This window comes from Mobilicoccus caccae (assembly GCF_030161635.1).
Taxonomy (GTDB): Bacteria; Actinomycetota; Actinomycetes; order Actinomycetales; family Dermatophilaceae; genus Mobilicoccus; species Mobilicoccus caccae.
In genome coordinates, this window is record NZ_BSUO01000002.1 from 56,218 (window position 1) to 72,480 (window position 16,263).

Annotated in this window: 18 protein-coding genes; 12 read left to right on the plus strand and 6 right to left on the minus strand. The window is 69.6% G+C overall.

The features are described 5' to 3' along the window. Window positions 1–23 precede the first annotated feature (23 nt). Together QQK49_RS22010 and QQK49_RS22015 are read right to left on the minus strand one after the other, a co-directional pair. Window positions 24–785 carry a DUF4913 domain-containing protein gene (locus QQK49_RS22010; RefSeq protein ID WP_175988857.1) on the minus strand — a complete coding sequence of 254 codons (762 nt, stop codon included), beginning with the start codon at window positions 783–785 and terminating at the stop codon, window positions 24–26. Further along, a complete protein-coding gene (locus tag QQK49_RS22015) occupies window positions 785–1,300 on the minus strand; it encodes a TraM recognition domain-containing protein (protein ID WP_284306001.1) in 516 nt (171 codons plus the stop codon). The genes QQK49_RS22010 and QQK49_RS22015 overlap by 1 nt, the downstream gene beginning before the upstream one ends. Before the next feature lie 267 nt (window positions 1,301–1,567). On the opposite strand from QQK49_RS22015, the gene QQK49_RS22020 reads away from it, so the two are divergent. From QQK49_RS22020 to QQK49_RS22055, 8 genes are all read left to right on the plus strand, one after another. Continuing rightward, the gene (locus tag QQK49_RS22020) at window positions 1,568–1,741 is read left to right on the plus strand and encodes a hypothetical protein (protein ID WP_282848691.1); all 174 of its coding nucleotides are present in this window, start codon (window positions 1,568–1,570) and stop codon (window positions 1,739–1,741) included. Window positions 1,742–1,962: 221 nt separating this feature from the next. Then, window positions 1,963–3,567, plus strand: coding sequence for a hypothetical protein (locus QQK49_RS22025; RefSeq protein WP_284306063.1), 1,605 nt, complete (start codon window positions 1,963–1,965; stop codon window positions 3,565–3,567). A 56-nt stretch (window positions 3,568–3,623) separates the two neighbouring features. After that, window positions 3,624–3,995, plus strand: a complete 372-nt coding sequence (locus QQK49_RS22030) for a hypothetical protein (protein WP_284306064.1) — start codon at window positions 3,624–3,626, stop codon at window positions 3,993–3,995. A 336-nt stretch (window positions 3,996–4,331) separates the two neighbouring features. After that, on the plus strand, window positions 4,332–5,213 hold the full coding sequence (locus QQK49_RS22035) for an ArdC-like ssDNA-binding domain-containing protein (RefSeq protein WP_005053810.1): 882 nt from the start codon (window positions 4,332–4,334) through the stop codon (window positions 5,211–5,213). Between the two features lie 47 nt (window positions 5,214–5,260). Beyond that, the gene (locus QQK49_RS22040) at window positions 5,261–5,884 is read left to right on the plus strand and encodes a DUF6349 family protein (protein ID WP_071643367.1); all 624 of its coding nucleotides are present in this window, start codon (window positions 5,261–5,263) and stop codon (window positions 5,882–5,884) included. A gap of 27 nt (window positions 5,885–5,911) precedes the next feature. Next, entirely contained in the window at window positions 5,912–6,223 is a 312-nt protein-coding gene (locus QQK49_RS22045) for a hypothetical protein (protein ID WP_005053814.1), read from the plus strand. 408 nt (window positions 6,224–6,631) lie between these two features. Continuing rightward, window positions 6,632–6,817: a glutaredoxin family protein gene (locus QQK49_RS22050; RefSeq protein WP_284306005.1), complete on the plus strand. Its 186-nt coding sequence runs from the start codon at window positions 6,632–6,634 to the stop codon at window positions 6,815–6,817. Between the two features lie 59 nt (window positions 6,818–6,876). Continuing rightward, on the plus strand, window positions 6,877–7,515 hold the full coding sequence (locus QQK49_RS22055) for a recombinase family protein (protein ID WP_284306006.1): 639 nt from the start codon (window positions 6,877–6,879) through the stop codon (window positions 7,513–7,515). Window positions 7,516–7,880: 365 nt separating this feature from the next. Here QQK49_RS22055 and QQK49_RS22060 read toward each other — a convergent pair whose 3' ends face one another. After that, on the minus strand, window positions 7,881–8,465 hold the full coding sequence (locus tag QQK49_RS22060; RefSeq protein WP_284306007.1) for a hypothetical protein: 585 nt from the start codon (window positions 8,463–8,465) through the stop codon (window positions 7,881–7,883). 609 nt (window positions 8,466–9,074) lie between these two features. On the opposite strand from QQK49_RS22060, the gene QQK49_RS22065 reads away from it, so the two are divergent. Beyond that, window positions 9,075–9,671: a hypothetical protein gene (locus QQK49_RS22065; RefSeq protein ID WP_284306008.1), complete on the plus strand. Its 597-nt coding sequence runs from the start codon at window positions 9,075–9,077 to the stop codon at window positions 9,669–9,671. 42 nt (window positions 9,672–9,713) lie between these two features. Beyond that, window positions 9,714–10,397: a TrbL/VirB6 family protein gene (locus tag QQK49_RS22070; RefSeq protein WP_284306009.1), complete on the plus strand. Its 684-nt coding sequence runs from the start codon at window positions 9,714–9,716 to the stop codon at window positions 10,395–10,397. A gap of 246 nt (window positions 10,398–10,643) precedes the next feature. On the opposite strand, the gene QQK49_RS22075 is transcribed toward QQK49_RS22070, so the two are convergent. From QQK49_RS22075 to QQK49_RS22085, 3 genes are all read right to left on the minus strand, one after another. Continuing rightward, on the minus strand, window positions 10,644–12,452 hold the full coding sequence (locus tag QQK49_RS22075) for a glycoside hydrolase family 26 protein (protein ID WP_284306065.1): 1,809 nt from the start codon (window positions 12,450–12,452) through the stop codon (window positions 10,644–10,646). Next, on the minus strand, window positions 12,449–13,783 hold the full coding sequence (locus QQK49_RS22080; RefSeq protein ID WP_284306066.1) for a hypothetical protein: 1,335 nt from the start codon (window positions 13,781–13,783) through the stop codon (window positions 12,449–12,451). Before QQK49_RS22080 ends, QQK49_RS22075 begins: the two co-directional genes overlap by 4 nt. Before the next feature lie 307 nt (window positions 13,784–14,090). Beyond that, a complete protein-coding gene (locus QQK49_RS22085) occupies window positions 14,091–14,318 on the minus strand; it encodes a helix-turn-helix domain-containing protein (RefSeq protein WP_284306012.1) in 228 nt (75 codons plus the stop codon). A 307-nt stretch (window positions 14,319–14,625) separates the two neighbouring features. On the opposite strand from QQK49_RS22085, the gene QQK49_RS22090 reads away from it, so the two are divergent. Both QQK49_RS22090 and QQK49_RS22095 read left to right on the plus strand, forming a co-directional pair. Further along, entirely contained in the window at window positions 14,626–15,075 is a 450-nt protein-coding gene (locus QQK49_RS22090; RefSeq protein ID WP_284306013.1) for a single-stranded DNA-binding protein, read from the plus strand. 239 nt (window positions 15,076–15,314) lie between these two features. Continuing rightward, window positions 15,315–16,205 (plus strand): conjugal transfer protein, encoded by an 891-nt coding sequence (locus QQK49_RS22095; protein ID WP_284306014.1) that lies wholly within the window; start codon window positions 15,315–15,317, stop codon window positions 16,203–16,205. The last annotated feature ends 58 nt before the right edge of the window (window positions 16,206–16,263 follow it).

Consider the following 16,263-nt stretch of genomic DNA (forward strand, 5'->3'; position numbering starts at 1 on the left):
CCGGTCCCTCTCTCGTTGTGCGCTCAGACGCCCGTAGGCGGCTCCTCGCGCAGGTCCGGGTACAAACCCTTCGGGGGTGCCGTGTACGGCAGCTCAGCGCCCTTCTGATCGTCGTTCGTGTTCACCCGGCCATCACCAGCCCCGGCGGCCGCGAACGGGCCGTGAGGGTCGAGCAGGACGCTCATGTGGTGCTCGGCGTGATCGCGGAACCAGACGCTCATTCCCGTCGTCGGGTCCAGGCGTAGATGCTCCCACGCCCGCCACAGAGCGTCGAGCCGAATCACGGCCTCCGGGTAGTTCCACCAGTCGGCCGCCCACACGCTGCGCTCCCCGTCGACGCGGCGACGGTAGTTCTTCACCAGGTACTCGCGCACGAACTCGTCGACCGAGCCGTAGTACAGCGCCGGCTCCTCGTCGGCCGGCTCCTCCTCGTCGAGGGCATCCATCGCCGCGGTGACCGCACGACGGGCGGCCGTGGCCGCCTGCGCTTGCAGCTCCTCGATCACTGAGGGGTCCAGCGCCTCGTCGACCTCGGCCGCGACGGCATCCTTCACCGCCGCGGTGATGGCCTTCTGCACCGCGGCGCGAATCGCCGGGGCCGCGAGGTTCGTCGCGACGTCGGCAATGTCGATCCCGAACAGCCGGCCGGGCTCGCGCTCCGGCAGCTCCGGCAGCTCGGCGTCGTCGGGGACGTCGCGCGGGTCGGGCTCGTCGCCCTCGTCCAGCTCGAACGGTTCCGCCTCGATCCCCTCGTCAGCGGGAGCGTCGCCCCAGTTGTCGCTCATCAGGCCGCCCCGTTCCCGTCGACGGTGGCCGCGACCTCACGCACCGACTCCTGCGCCTCGATGATCGTCCGCGACGCCTGCGGGTCGTGAGCTGCGATCGACGCCTTGACCTTCTCGACGTGCGGGCCGGTCATCCACGGCTGCGTGCGAATCAGCGTCGGGCGGTTCCCCGACGAGAGCACCACGGCGCGACCCTTCGGCATCGCGGCCAGGTCGGCCACGTCCAGGATGCGCTCACGGTGGAGCTGCTGATTCACGCTGCGCCCGCCACGACCGGAGGACACCGACGACGCCTGCCGGTCGTAGTCACCGATCAGCTTGGAGAGGCTTTCCAGGAACGCATCTTCGGAGACACCGCCGCCGTAGACCTTCACGTTCGAGGCGCTCCACAGCTTCCGCATGCCCGAATCACCCCACACGTCGACGCCCTGCGACCACGACTGCCGCAACCCCGAGCCGATCGCCGGCCACGAACCCCTCAGCATCGCCACACCGGGCCGGATGCTCTCGCGCACACACGCGACGATCGCAGTCGACCCCGCCGCGGTGGCTCACCCCCGGCCAGCCCACCACGATCCCGGAGGGATCGACGATCCTTCTGGGGGACGTTGAGTGCACCATCGAGCGGGCGCAGTGAACTACACCTGTGGCCGTCGGCGTGTCCTCCCCTTTGTGTTAAGGAAAACCGAGAGACTGGCGCGCATGGGTACTCAGAACGGAAGGCCGAGCAAGGGACGTCGCGACGCCATTCTGGCGAAGCCCCCGTAGAGTTCGGCGCGATCTTGAAGCAGAACGCAGATGCCGCCGGACTCTCCTATGGCGAGTACCTGGTGATGCTCGCGGCCGACGCACTGGGAATGCCTCAGTACGCACCGCCGCGCCCGCGCGATCGCGCAGCAGAGCTGCCGATCCCCGAGCTGAACACGGCCAAGGAGGCAACCTCGAAAGCCGCATAGAACGAGCGAACCCCCGCCTCTACGAGACGGGGGGCCGAAGCTAAGTGCCTGATCCTCTGAGTTTGGCGACCTGGTAGATCAAGGCAGTTCCAGAAAAAGCCGGTAAGGAACCGGACCTTCGCTGTACCCAGCGACCGAAGTCGAAAGGTGGTGCCATCATAGCGCGCGCTCCTCAAAAGCGATATCGCGTTCTCAGCGAGTCGTGGGCACTCACCACAGCAGTGAGCCCGCGGCCGCGCGTGCGCGTGGCCGTCGTCGACGCCTATGGCACCGTCCTGAACGACTACCGGGATCGCGCGATCGGCACGGCCGCTCCTGAGCGCCCGTGGGCTGTCTACCTCGCCGGCCCCGACAAGCGATTCCGTCTCCTCGCGTTCGACCTCGACGCCCACGGCGACCCCGCGGCCGCAGCTCGCGACGCCGACGTGCTCGGCGGCCTCCTCCGCGACGTCGGCCTGCCCTACGTCCTCTGCGAGTCCGGGCCGACCGGCGGCCGGCACCTGTGGGTCGGCTTAGGCGAGTCCGTCGACGCTGAAACCGTCGCCACCCTCGCCCGCCTCACCAAGCACCTGTGCCCCACCCTCGACCTGTCGCCGCTCAGCAACGCCGTAACCGGCTGTGTGCGGCCACCAGGAGCGCCCCACCGTGCCGGCGGGCACTCCACGGTCCTCAGCGGCGACCTGGACGCGCTGCGCGCCCCCACGGCCACCGCGGCACAGGTCCGCGCGCTCGTGAGCCTCGTCGCCGGCCTCGTCGACGACACCGAGCCCGCACGGCCCATCGACCCCCGCTCACCGCTCCCCCTCGACTCCCACGGCCGCCTGCACCTGGCCGGCCCACGCCGCCAGCTCCCCGCCAACAGCTCCGCAGCTCTCCGAGAGACACCCATCGACGCCTCAGCGACGCTCTGGCGCGTCCTGATCGGCGCAGCGGCCGCCAGGTGGCGGCACGCCGACGTCGCCGCCCTCGTCGACACCGAGCCCGGCCTAGAGCACGTCCGCAGCCGCGTCACCACCCGCGGCCGCGCAGCTCGCCCCCGAGGCGAGCAGGCCGCCGTGCTCGGCCGACAGTGGAACAAGGCCGTGCGCTACGTCGCCGCGAGTGACCGCCAGATCGGGGACGATCCCACGTTCGACCGCCGCGCCGACGCGATGGCCGCGCACGTCCGCGACGTGCAGCTCCGCGCCGACGCGGCCGCCGGCCGCTGGACCCGCGGAGGCGGCCCCGCCGATCGCCGCATCCTCGACGTGCTGAGCTTCCTCGCCCTGCACGCCCTCAGCGCCTCCGTGGAGGCCGACACCCGCCGCCTGGCCCTGTTGGCCGGGGTCGGCCGCGAGACGGCCAGGACGGCGCTGCTGCGCCTCGCAGAGGACGGATGGATCGCCCAGACCGCGGCCGCGGACGGCCCCCGCGCCGCTCACTGGACGATCGACCCGCAGAGCACTCTCCACAGCAACACGGATCATGCCCGGTCACAAGCGGACCCGCGCCCCCTGGGGCCGGGGCCGCTGAGAGAACTACGCTCCTCGCAACGCTGCGCACACGAACGACGGATGCCGCACATGACCTGTTCACCGCTACCCGCCCCGCGCTCGGACACCTGGCCGGGAACCTCTACGCACGAATCGATTCCACAGCTCGCACCCTCGACGAACTCTCCCCCACCATCGGCGCCGATCCTCTCCGAACCCGTCGACTCCTCGACCGCCTCACCTACGCCGGCATCGTCGAGCGCAGCCGGGACGGATGGCACCGCGTCTACGCCCACTCCCCCGACGCGGCCGCCGAGCGCGCCGGAGTCGCCGGCCGACTCGACGCCCGCGTAGACCGCTACCGCGTCGAGCGCGAAGCATGGGCCTGGTGGAAGGCCGAGGAAGCGTGGATGCACGCACCCCGTCGACCCGATGCCCGAAGTCGACCGAGCCGCGGTCAACTCTCCCTCGTCCCCGACGACGGCACCCACGCCTACGGCCCGCACCCGCGCCGAGCCGATGGCCGGCTGGACTACGCCGCAGCTCGACGGATCATCATCGAGGAGCGCGAGGGAACGGCCGTGCGCCCCTACGAGCGCGACGCCGACGGAGATCTCCGCTCGAGAACCGTTGTCGACGAGACCCCCGCCGACGTCGACGCCGACGGCGAGTGGATCGACCCCGGCTATTGCTCCCACGGGATGACCGTCGGCGTCCGGTGCCGGTACTGCGACGGGCCAGCCGTGAAGCTGCTCGACACCCCGCAGCGCCGCGTCGCGTAGAGCCGATCCGCTGCGCGGAGGCGAGCCCAGGGGCTCGCTGGTCGAGCCGGCGGTGCCGGCACAGTCAGGGCCTACGGCCCGTTCTTTTGCCGTGAAGCCTTCGGCAGCATACGGTCGTCAACCCTCCACCCAAGCGGCTGCGCCGCCGGCTCCTCCGAGACTTTCGGCACGCGGTCGCTGCGCTCCCTTATTTCGCGCCGAAACTCTCTCCCCCACCGCCCTACGGGTTGAGCTCCGGGCATCCTCCCTAGCGGCGGTAAACCGCCTTCACGGCAAAAAAACGTGGAGGGGATGAGCAGAGAAATAACCCTATTACCGGCACGGAAGGTTCCGAACATGGCACGCAACGTCAAGACCACCAAGACCCCCGAGCAGCGTCGCGCCGAGGCCGAGGAGCTGCAAGCCACGATCGCGGAGCAGGTCGAGGCGCTGCGCGAGTCGGAGGCGTGGGCGCGGTTCCTGGACTTCACGAAGGCATTCCACCGCTACAGCATCAACAACCTGTTGTTGATCTTCGGCCAGTGCCCCGAGGCGTCCCACGTCGCCGGTTACCGGACGTGGCAGAAGCTCAACCGCCAGGTGCGCAAGGGTGAGCGCGGAATCCGTATCTTCGGCGGCCGCGACGTGCGCGAGACGGTCGAGAACCCCAAGACCGGCGAGGACGAGGAGCAGCGCCGAACGCTGTTCTTCCCGGTGTCCGTGTTCGACATGGGACAGACCGACCTCATCGACCCCGAGGCGGGCGACCCGACCGACATCGCGCGGCCGCTGACCGGAGACGACCCCGCGGGCATCTTCGACGCCGTGGCCGACTACCTCACCGGCAAGGGCTGGACCGTCGAGCGCGAGAGCATCCCCGGCGGTGCACACGGCTACACCGACCCCGAGGGCCGTCGCGTCGTGCTCGATTCCGACCTCTCCCCCGCCCAGGCTGCAAAGACCGGACTTCACGAGGCCGCGCACGTCATCCTGCACGCGGACGAAGATCACGCCGAGTACGTCGAGCACCGCGGCACCAAGGAAACCGAGGCCGAGAGCGTCGCCTACGTCGTCGCCGGGATTCTCGGACTCGACACCAGCGCCTACAGCGTCGGATACGTCGCCGGGTGGAGCAACTGCGACGCCGAGACGATCAAGGCCACCGCGGCAAACGTGCTGCGCGCAGCTCACGCCCTGGCCGACGCGCTCACCGAGCAGCCCGAGGCCGTAGCCGCCTGAGCGGCAATAACTCTATTGCCGTCAAGACCGTCAGAGGAGAAGGAACGATGACCGCGGAAACCCTGTTCGACCTGGCCGAGTTCGAGCGCGAGGCCGTCGCCGCCACCGCATGGGACGGCGCGCCCCTGGCCTACACGACCAGCTACTACAGCCCCGCCGAGCTGGATGCAGCATTCGACCGCTACCGCGCCGAGTTCGGCGGCTTCGGATGCATCCCCCGCTCCCACATGTGGCACCGCAACAGCTACAACCAGGGCGAGCGCGCAGCGACCGCCGACGGCCACGAGCTGCACATGTTCTACGCCGACGCCTGGTGCAAAGAGGCCGACCACGACCACAGCGCCGACCCGCTCCCCGGCGGCGGTCGCTATCAGGCCGTGTGCCCCGGCTGCGCCTGGCACGTCATCAGCGAGCGCGAGAACGACGCCGTAGAGGCGTGGCACGACCACGCCCTGCCCGGCTGGCGATCACTCCCGATCATGCCCCGCCCCGCCGCAGCGGCCACCGACGAGAAGAAGGCACGAGCCGCCGCCGCCAAGTGGTGCGCGGCCAACTACCCCGCCGAGTGGCAGCGCCCCGGCTCCCCCGTCCGCACCATCCGAGGGCCGCACGGCGGCCGACACGTCGAATCCCGCTCGCCCTTCGGCGGCTACGACCTCGCCGCCGACTGACCACCCCGACCAGACAGGAGAACCCCCGTGCACACCCTCACAGAAACCGACGTCGCCGCCCTCCTCGACGACCTCGCCCGACTCCTCCCCTTCCCCACGACGCTCTACACCGACATGGGCGCGGATAGCTGGGCCCCTCAGCTCTACTTCGGCCCCGTCGACCCGTCATCAGACCTCGCCGCACACCGGGCCGGGATCGACGCCGACACCGTGCGCCCGGTCTGGTGGATCGACCTCGACGGCGGAACGCGAACGATCCTCCTCGACGAGGTATCCCCCGACGACGTGTGGAACGTCGCCGCCCGAATCGTCACGCTCTACACCGAACACCGGCAATAACTCCAATACCGCTACGCGGCCCAACGCAATAGGGTGGGTCGCGTCGGCGGCCTAGTCCGCGTCCCCCAGCGAGACACGCAGCCCCGGCACCCGCTCCCCGCCGCCACGTCGCCCCCCAGACCGCGCGGCGGGGAGCCTCTACAGCGGCCGACGCCGGACGGAGCCGGCGCCGGCTAACGGACGGCCGGACGGAGCCGGCCGACTGCAGGGGCCTGTCGGCCCGTTCTTTTGCCGTGAAGCCTTCGGCAGCGTACGGTCGGCCAACCTGCGCGCTAGTGCTTTCGCGGCATATCCTCCCTCGCTGCGCTCAGTCCGGTATTCCACGGTCACTAGCACTCCGGCCGCCCTCCCTAGCGGCGAATGAATTCGCCTTCACGGCAAAAAAACGAGGGGTGGGAGGATTACCAAATGGAAGCGCTAACCGTCTACACGACCGGCCCGCAGTGTGGGAAGTGCCGCATGACGAAGATGATGCTCGACAGCAAGGGCGTCCCCTACGTCGAGGTGAACATCACCGAGAACCCCGACGCGCGCGAGTACGTCACCGAGGAGCTGGGCTACTCCCTATCTGCACACCTTCGCGCTGGTCGCTGACGGTGAGGGATAGGGTAGATGCCGACGTTCCTGCCCACTGCGGGATAGGCTCTAGAACTATGACACCCAAGGGTCAAGTGGTCGGCTATGCGCGAGTCTCGACCGAGGACCAGAACCTCGACCGGCAGCTCGCAGCCATCGGCGAGGTCGACCGCCTGTTCACCGACCGGCTGTCCGGCGCGCACGGCGTGGAGCGGCCTGGATTGAACGAGTTGCTGGCGTACGTCCGCGCCGGCGATCGCGTGCGTGTGTCGTCACTTGACCGCCTCGCCCGTTCCCTGGTCGACCTTGAAGCATGGGTTGAGACCCTGACCGCTAAGGGCGTCGAGATCGAGTTCGTCACGAACCGTCTCGTTTTCGCGCCGGGCGTCGATGACCCGTTCGCGGTGTTCCAGCGGCAGATGATCGGCGCGTTCGCGCAGTTTGAGCGGTCGATCTTGCGTGAGCGGCAGCGTGAGGGGATCGAGCAGGCGAAGAAGCGCGGGGTCTACAAGGGACGGAAGCGAGCCCTTGACCCGGATGCCGTCGCGGCCGTGCGTCGCCGCGCCGCGACGGGGGAGAAGTTGACCCAGCTCGCAGCCGACTACGGATGCTCCCGCCGGGTGATCCACGATGTTGTGCACGGCGGCGGTGCCTACCCGTTCACAGCAGCTCGTGATCGCATGGCCGGCGAGGTCGAGTTGCCCATCTTGCAGTGACACCCAAGCGCCACGTCCGCGGTTCCAGACCGGATGCGTTCCAATCGACGTGACGCTCTGTGCTCATCCCGCGTTGACACCTGGGCGTCAGCAGAACTCGCGCAACCGATCTCCTGGTCATAGGCGGGCTGTCCGAGATCAACGGGCACGGGGGTGAGGGGGTGAGCTTCATGCTCTGGGGCGGTGTCCTCGCCGTGTTCGGGGTCGTGGCATTCGCATTGTGATGTCCCTGCCCAGCTCATGACGCACGCCGTGACCAGGTTGCCCAGGGCGTCGGGGTGCTAGGCGGGGGAGTGCTTGACCACAGACGACACCGCCCGCCGTGCCCCGGCGCAGTCTCGCGGGCGGTGCGTCAAGGTCGTTTCTCAGTTCTGGGTGGTGGTGGCGCTGTAGGCGATGCGGCGGCTCTTGGCTTGGACACCGATCCAGTCGTTGACTGAGCGGACAAGGCCGGGCCGGGTGGTCGCGTCGACCTGCTGCACGACGGACACGCGCTTGCGGTGTGCTGAGGCCCAGGTCGTCCAGTCGGTCAGGTCCCGCATTGTGCGAGGCCAGTGGGCGTCAGCGGGGATCGTGACCGCGATGGTGTCGACGACCTTCGCCGCGGAGGACGCGTTCGCGATGGTGTCAGGGTCGGCGTCGATCGGGACGACCCATTCCACGCGTGCCCGTGGGTTGGCAGCGAGGATCGCCTTGGTGGCGGCCACGACCTGCTGCGCGCCTGCGCTGGTCGGTCCGGCCGGGGTGAGGCGCACGATGGGGCTAGGGGTGGCTCGGGCGATCGTCGTCCAGTCGCCGGCGTTGAGCGGGACCGCGACCACGACTTGACCCTTGATCGCGCTCAGTTGCTTGCGGACCGCGGGGGTCAGTGAGCTGCTGTCGCGTGCGGTGACCACGGTGACGTCCTCGCCGCTGCGGGCTTTCCCGGACCCGATAGCGGTGGCGGTCACGACGTTGCCGGTCGGCCAGGATTGACCGGACGGGACGTCAGTGCTGGTGACGTCCTTGCCGCCGATCTTCGCGGCGGGCCGCTCAGCGAGGGGCAGCGGCTCGGGGGAGTCACGGCCAATGCCTCGACGTGGGGCTCGACGGCCGGCGCCGCCGGCGTTGCGGGTGCAGGGCTCGCACCGGGCGCGGGGCGTTGAGCGTGTGGTGCAGGCGTGACCTGCTGGCTTCGAGCTGGTGCTGTGCCGCGCTGGGGGGCGATTTGGCTTGTGGTCGGAATCCGAGGCGTGGAAGTGGGGGACGGGTCCGAGGTTGTCGGCGATGACGGAATTGACGCCGGGGGGTCGATCGGTTCCGGTCCCTCAGTTGGGGTCGTGCTGCTAGGTGAGGGCGACGTCGGCGCAGGCCGTGTTGGGCGAGGAGCCGGCGCGGCTGTCTCCATCGGGGGAGCAGGAACAGGCGGGCTCGGTTCGCGTGTCGGCGCGGGCGTCTCGGTGGCCGGGGCTGGTGCTGGTCGCGGCTTGCTGGTCTGCGCCGGGGCAGGTGCCTCAGCGGGCGCCGGCGGCTTGGGTGCGCTGGTCTCGGGCACCTTCGGTGCCGGTGCAGCCTCTTTCGTGGTGCTCGTGGCCGGCGCGGTCGTCGTGCTCGGCGAGGGTGGGGTCGTCGAGCTGGCCGGTGCTGGTGCGGCCGTGCTCGTGGTCGGCGAGCTGGTGCTCGGTGCGGCCGTGCTCGTGGCCGGCGCGGTCGTGCTCGTGGCCGGCGCGGTCGTGCTCGTGGCCGGCGCGGTCGTCGTGCTCGGCGAGGGTGGGGTCGTCGAGCTGGCCGGTGCTGGTGCGGCCGTGCTCGTGGTCGGCGAGCTGGTGCTCGGTGCGGCCGTGCTCGTGGCCGGCGCGGTCGTGCTCGTGGCCGGCGCGGTCGTCGTGCTCGGCGAGGGTGGGGTCGTCGAGCTGGCCGGTGCTGGTGCGGCCGTGCTCGTGGTCGGCGAGCTGGTGCTTGGTGCGGCCGTCGAGGGCGCGGCCGTGCTCGTGGTTGGGGCCGGCGCAGTCGCCGTGCCCGATGCCGGAGCGGCCGTGGTGGGCGTCGCCACAAGGACAGGCGACACAGGATCAGGCGCGGTATCTGCGACCGGGGTCGAGGAGACGGCCACCGTCACATCGGGCACCGACGAGGGGACAGACACCGTGACCTTCGGCGCGCTCTCGAGGTGTTGACTCCTAGGCGTCACCGCAGGCGCGGCCGTCGAGGGTGCAGTCGTGCTGGTGCTCGGTGCCGGCGCGGCCGTCTCCTCGGGTGCCGGTGCGGTCGTCGAGCTGCTGGGCGCGGCCGTCTCGGTCGTCGGTGCTGGTGCGGCCGTCTCCTCGGGTGCCGGTGCGGTCGTCGAGCTGGTGCTCGGTGCCGGCGCGGCCGTCTCCTCGGGTGCCGGTGCGGTCGTCGAGCTGCTGGGCGCGGCCGTCTCGGTCGTCGGTGCTGGTGCGGCCGTCTCCTCGGGTGCCGGTGCGGTCGTCGAGCTGCTGGGCGCGGCCGTCTCCTCGGGTGCCGGTGCGGTCGTCGAGCTGCTGGGCGCGGCCGTCTCCTCGGGTGCCGGTGCGGTCGTCGAGCTGGTGCTCGGTGCCGGCGCGGCCGTCTCCTCGGGTGCCGGTGCGGTCGTCGAGCTGCTGGGCGCGGCCGTCTCGGTCGTCGAGGGTGCAGCCGTGCTCGTGGTGCTGGGTGCGTCGGTGGCCGGGTCCGGCGGTGCGCTCGTCGTGACAGGGGTGGGCGTCTCCTCGGCCTCACGAGGAGTGGCAGGAGGGGTTGTTGCTGCGGGCGGCTGGTCGCGGTGGGGCGTGTCGTCAGGCTCGGGCTCGTCGGGGGGTGTCGTGTCGACGGGCTCGGGTGTCTCCTCGGCGGGAGGCGGCGTGTCGACGTTGTTCGCTGCGCTCGGCTCGCTTGTGGCCTGATCTGGAATCGGTGAGGACTGGTCGGAGCCGTCCGAGGGGGTGACTCCTCGGCGGTGGCCGCGACCGGCGCATTGCTTGCTTCGTCGGCCGCGGTGGGGTCGGGGTCGGCAGGTGTGCTCATCGGCGATTCGGGGGTGCTGCTGGTGGGCAGCTCGTCGGCCTGCGCCGGCTGCGCGCCGAGCAGGGCAACACCGAAGGCGAGGGGGGCGATGGCGATAAGACCGGCGTGGGTGAGGCGAGGGCGAGTCATGAGGAGTCTCCTTGGTGCCGAGGGGAGCGAATGAGGTCAGGGGTTGGGCCGTGCGAGTCGTCCTGGGGGGCGCTCCACTGTCCCTGGCTGGTCGTCTGGCTGCTGGGCTCCGCCTCTTGAGCGGTCTGGGTCTCGATCTGCTGGGGAGTTGCGGTGCTATCACCGGGGACCGGCGGTGCTGAGGTCGTGGGCATTCCGGTGGTCTCGGCCGCCGCTGTGGATGGCGCCGCCGTGGTGGATGGTGCTCCGGTCGCGGCCTGCTGCGGGGTCGCAGGTGCAGGCAGCGTCGAGACCGATTGGCTCGCGCTCTTGTCAAGTTGTGCCTTTAATGCCTTAACTGCCTGGGGGACCTGCCCGTCGCCGATGGAGTTGGCGATGTATGCCTCTGGCTCGTCGAAGTAGGACTCGCCCTGGATGATTCCGTCCTTGGCGTGCTCGGAGGCGAGGTAGTCCATCACCGTCGCGATATAGAACGGGTTGTCGCCGCCGCCCTGCTTGTTGCCGGGCGCGACTCCCCACTCGGGAACGGCGAACTTCTTGCCGTGCGAACGGGCGAAATCGACCCAATGCTTCCAGCCCTGGTCTTCGTCGCGGTGTTGCGGCCACGTCGATTCGTTGTAGGCGGGCCACCAGTCGTATGCGTCGAGTCCCACGACGTCAACGACGTCGTCACCGGGCCAAGCCATGCTTGCGTCGGGGAGGGAATCGCCCTTGCCCTTGTTGGGGTTCCACGTCACCAGTAGCGACGGTCCGCCCTTCTTGAGTGACGTCGAGGCGTGTCGGAAAGCCTGCTTCCACTGCTCGACGTTCTCCGGGGTGGCGTGGTGCTTCCATCCTCCGAGGTTGAACTCCCAACCGATGCGGGCGGTGGAGCCGGGGTAGCTCTTTTCGATCATCCGGCCCAGCTCTTCCCACTGCGCGTTGTAGCCGCCCGCGGCGGCCGTGGCGAGGTCGCCGTCCTCCTGCCAGAGGGGAACGGCGACGTCGAGCGTGCCGGTGAAGCCCGCGGGGCGAGCCATCCACCACGGGTCCATGATCGTGGCCCACGAACCGCGTGCGGGGGCGACGGAGAGTGTGTCGACCTTGCGGCCGGTGACGTCCTGGAAGCGCCCGACGCGATCGAGGGAATGGGCGAACACGCCGTGCTTCCAAGTCAGTCCGGAAGCGTTCTGGCCGGTGGAGACCTGCCGCTGGGCGGGCGCTGCTGCGGTCGGGGTGTCGCGGGTGGCCTGCGGCGCCTGCTGACCTTCGGGGGCAACCTGTGCTGGCGCCGGTGAGGCTGTGTCAGCCACGGTCTGTTTCGGGGTCGGGTCGGCCGTCGTCGTGGGCGAGCTGGTGCTCGTTTGGGTGTGCCGTGAGGGTGCCTGAGTCAGCGGGGGAGTCGGCACGCTCGTAGCCGTCTGGGTGATCGTCGCAACCGGGTTCGTCGTGGTTGGGGTCGCCGGTTCGGTGGTGAGCGTGACGGTCGGGTCTGCCGGTGCCATCGGAGCTTGCGTCGCGGGGGCGTTGGTGCTCGTCGGGGCGGCGGTGAAGGCCGATGAGGTCGGTGCAGGCTGCTCGGTGGTGCCCGGCACGGGCCGCGCAGTGTTGGTGGGGTCCGCCACCATGAGGGGTGCGGTCCGGGTGGATGGGTCTCGCGAGACGGTGACGGTCACGACGTCGGTCGTGACGGGGATGATGACCGTCACGGCGTCGGCCGGGGTGGGGTCGGCAGCCGCGGCGGGGGCAGGCATGAGGCCGGTCCCGGCGGTCAGGGCGACGAGGGCGGCGATGGTGATGCGGGGAGTACGCACGGGCTCACTCACTTCTTGACGGTCGGGACGGCGGGGTTGGGTGGCAGGAGCCAAATGCGTTCCTGGCCGTTGGATGAGCTGCGCACGAGCGCGTTGCGGCCGAGCACTTCCTCGACGACGGACTCGGATGGGCTCATGAGTCCGGTCGGTGCGTCTGGGGAGACTACGACGCGCTGACCGTTGATGGTGCCGAAGGCGCGATCGGCGATGACCGAGGCGACCGAGAGAGGTCCGCCAAGGTCTGTGACCGTGCCGCGTTGCAGATCGACCAGGGCACGTCCCTCTGCGGCCTTCTTGTCTGCGCTGGTGGGGCGCGTCGCCACGATCGCCCACGTCCTCGACGAGCTGGGGAACCAGTTCAGGGCGTCTCCGGGTTTGGCGCCGGGGACTTGGCCCGCCATCAGGCGGTGAATGCCGTCGCCGGTGTCCTGATGGATGACGACCTCAAGACCTTTGCCGGTGCTGCTTGGGTGGACGGTGGCGATTGCTGGGCCCATCGCGTCGATGACGGTTAAGGTCTCGGGCTTGGATGCGGGGGTTTCCCAGGGGTGGGCGTTTCCGGCTTCCTGGCCGGGTTTGAGCTGCCACCAGCCGGTGGGCGCGCCGGCGTTGACGTGACCGTCCGTCCACGCGCTGACTGCGGTGGCACCTTGGGGAACCTTCACGGTGGCGAGCTGCCCGGCCTGAATGAGAGCCACGGTGTCGGTGGAGGTGCCGATGAGGGGAGTGTCGCCGCGCCAGGTGATCGGCGCCGTCTCGCTGGGCAGGGCGACGCCACCCTCGGTGCCGTCGTCCACCATCCACCACGCTAGGCGGTCTCCGACGTGGATCGCCAGAGCGCGAGAGTTGTCGATCATCGTGAGCGTCAGCGGTGATCGGACCGTGCCGCCAGGCAGGTGATGTGACCACACGGTGCTGCCCTGGTCGTCAACGAGGGCCACCTGACGGTCGGCGGTGACGATGCCGACTTTGGTGCCGTCGACGACGGCGACCTTCTTGGCCTCGGGCATGAGGACCGGCGATGACCAGGTGGCCGACTTGGCCCATTCCAGCGGCGGTCCGGCGGGGAACTCCCCTCCTGGCGTGACCGCGACCGCGGTGGTCGCGCTTTGGGAGGGCGCGTCGCCGCTGACCATGGTGTGCATCGCCAGAGCGATCGCGCCGACGACGACCAGTGCGGCCAGCACGACCGCCGCCACCGAAAGCTGCCGTTTGGTGATCCGCCGGCGCAGGCCGGTCAGGGAGGCCGTGAGCGCGGTTGCGCCGGCGAGGTGCCGTGTCGGGTGTCGCCGCGGCGCGGGGGTCGTGTCCGGCAGGGACAGCGGGGCAGGAGCAGGACTCACCGCCTCTAGCTGTGTCGTCGGGTCCTCATCCTGCTCGTCATTGGGCAGGGCCAGTACCGATCCGTCGGCGTGGATTGCGACTCGCCATGAGGCGCCGTGCTCGTCGGCCATGTCTGCGTGCACCACACGACCGGGTGCTCGGTCAGCGAGGCGCGCAGCAGCTCGAAGGGCTGCCTGATCTGCCGATTCGCCTGGCTCCGGGGAGACATGACGGCCGTCGATGGTCACCTCTGGCTGACCGCTAGGTGTCAGAGTGCGCGTGATGGCGATGAGAGGAGTGGTGGCCATCGAGAGCCTTTCTGGTGGGCTATTCCTCCTCGACGACGGATTCCCCCAGGATGATGCGCTGGACGTCACTTCGGCGAATGCGCCACTGGCTGCCGATTTTGGTGCCGGGGAGAGCCTTCCGGTTGAGCAGCCGCATGACGGCGACCGGACGCAAGTTCAGCACTTCGGCGACGTCGGCGGTCGTCATCATCAGCGGGTAGGCCCGCAGCTCCGGGATCGTGTCGAGGTCGGTGTTCGGTTGTGTCATTTGACGCGCACGCCTTTCAGCTGCGACCACGCCATGCAGTCGACAGCGTACTCTATTGCCCGATGTGTACTTCTGTTGCCCAATCGGCTGGGATATTGCTTTGTGAAGTCCGCCGACGCCACCGCCCCACCCGTGGGTGCCCCGCCTGATCATTCCATGACTCCTGGGTGTCAACCGTGCGACTCGCGCGCACCTAGGGTCCCGGAATCGCTTGAGTCGCAGGCGATTTCATCCCGTGTCCGGTGCTGGCATCTATCGGCTGGATGCTGCACTATGGATTCATACATGAAATCGGAGGTGGTGGGTCATGTTCGAGATGTGGGGTGGCTTTGAGGGCAACTTGGTTGCCGAGCCTGAGCGCGTGGACCTCGGAGGTGATGGGCACCTGACTGAGTTCCGGATGCTTGTCGATGACGTGCGGCAGAACCGTGACCGTGCGTGGGTCAAGCGGGGCGCGATGCGGGTCAAGGTCAAGGTCGGTGGCGCGCTGGGGGAGGCCGCGGCCGAGCAACTGCACAAGGGCGACCGCGTGTATGTCGTCGGCTCGTGGCAGGTGAACGAGTGGGAGAGGACCGAGGACGGCAAGACCCGCACGGTGGTCGATCAGTGGGTGCGGGCCGGGAAGATCGCTCGGCCGCTGGATACCCGCAGGCGGCGGACCGTTGCGGGGGCCGACCCGGCTCCGTCGTCGTCGGAGGGTGAGGCTGTCAAGCCCGCCGCTGGCGATGATGACTTCTTCGCCGGGGTTTCGGTATGAGCAGCGCGCTTGAGGAACGGGGCGAGACCGCCGTCGACGACGGCCTGTTCGCTCGTGCGCGGGCGACGTCACCGGCGCCGAGAGCCGCGGTCCAGAGCGAGCCGGTTCAGGAGCCCCGCAGGGTCGAGAGGAATGCACGCGCAGGCGGCGGCGTGCGCCGGTTCTCTCTATCGCGGCCGAACTCGACGTCGAGTCGGGGCGATGAGGTCAGCGGTAATACGGGGGCGACGTCGGCGTTCATGCTCGACCCCGAGCCACGCACGGCGGTCATGCTGCGCCGGTTCTTGCAGGTCTTGGTCGGCTTGGTGGCTTTCGTCATCGTGGCGCGTGGCATCTCCTCGCTGGTGCAGGGGCCGCCATCCGCGCCGCCGGCCCCGAGTCTGCCGGCGTCGGTTACCTTCCCCACGAGCCAGGCCGAGGGCGTCGCGGCGCGCTGGACCTCGGCCTACTTGAGCCTGAGCCCGGCGCAGTCACGGTCACGGGCGGCAGGGATGGCGCTGGATACGCCCGCCGGGTCGGCCACGGAGAACACGGGGTGGAACGGTCAGGGTGCGGTGGTGGTCCGCAATGTCGTACCGGCCGGAATCCAGGTCGTCGAGCCGACGCGGGCCGTGGTGACGGTGCTGGCACAGATCACCAACGGCAAGGCGCCCGCTCAGTGGCTTGGAGTCTCGGTGCCGGTGCACACCGATGGCGCACGGGTGCTCGTGGACGGCACGGGCGCGGCGTTCACCTCACTTCCGGGTGAGGGATCGTCACCGATGTCGCCAACGGAGGGGCCGCGCTGTCGGGTCGGGGATGCCACCTGCACGCCCGATGCCGACCTGACCGCGCAGACCAAGGCGGGCGGGGCAGCGTTCTTCGCGGCCTTCGCGGCCCGCGATGCTGGCGCGCTGTCGCAGGCGACCGCGCCGGGAGTGAATCTGGCTCCGCTGGGAGGCACTGTGCAGCCGGTCGGGGTGAGCGAGTGGACGGTCTATCAGGGCCAGGGGCCGACGCGCCCGGCGACCGCGACCGTGACATGGCGTCTGGGCGCGGCTGAAATTCAGCAGCGGTATCGGCTCACGCTCACTCAGGTGAGCGCGTCTGGATCGACGAGCTGGCGCGTGGCCGGAATCACCGCAGGTTGACCACAACGTGTCAACCGCAACGAGAGAGAGGACTGAATCATGGGTACTGGAACGGGTT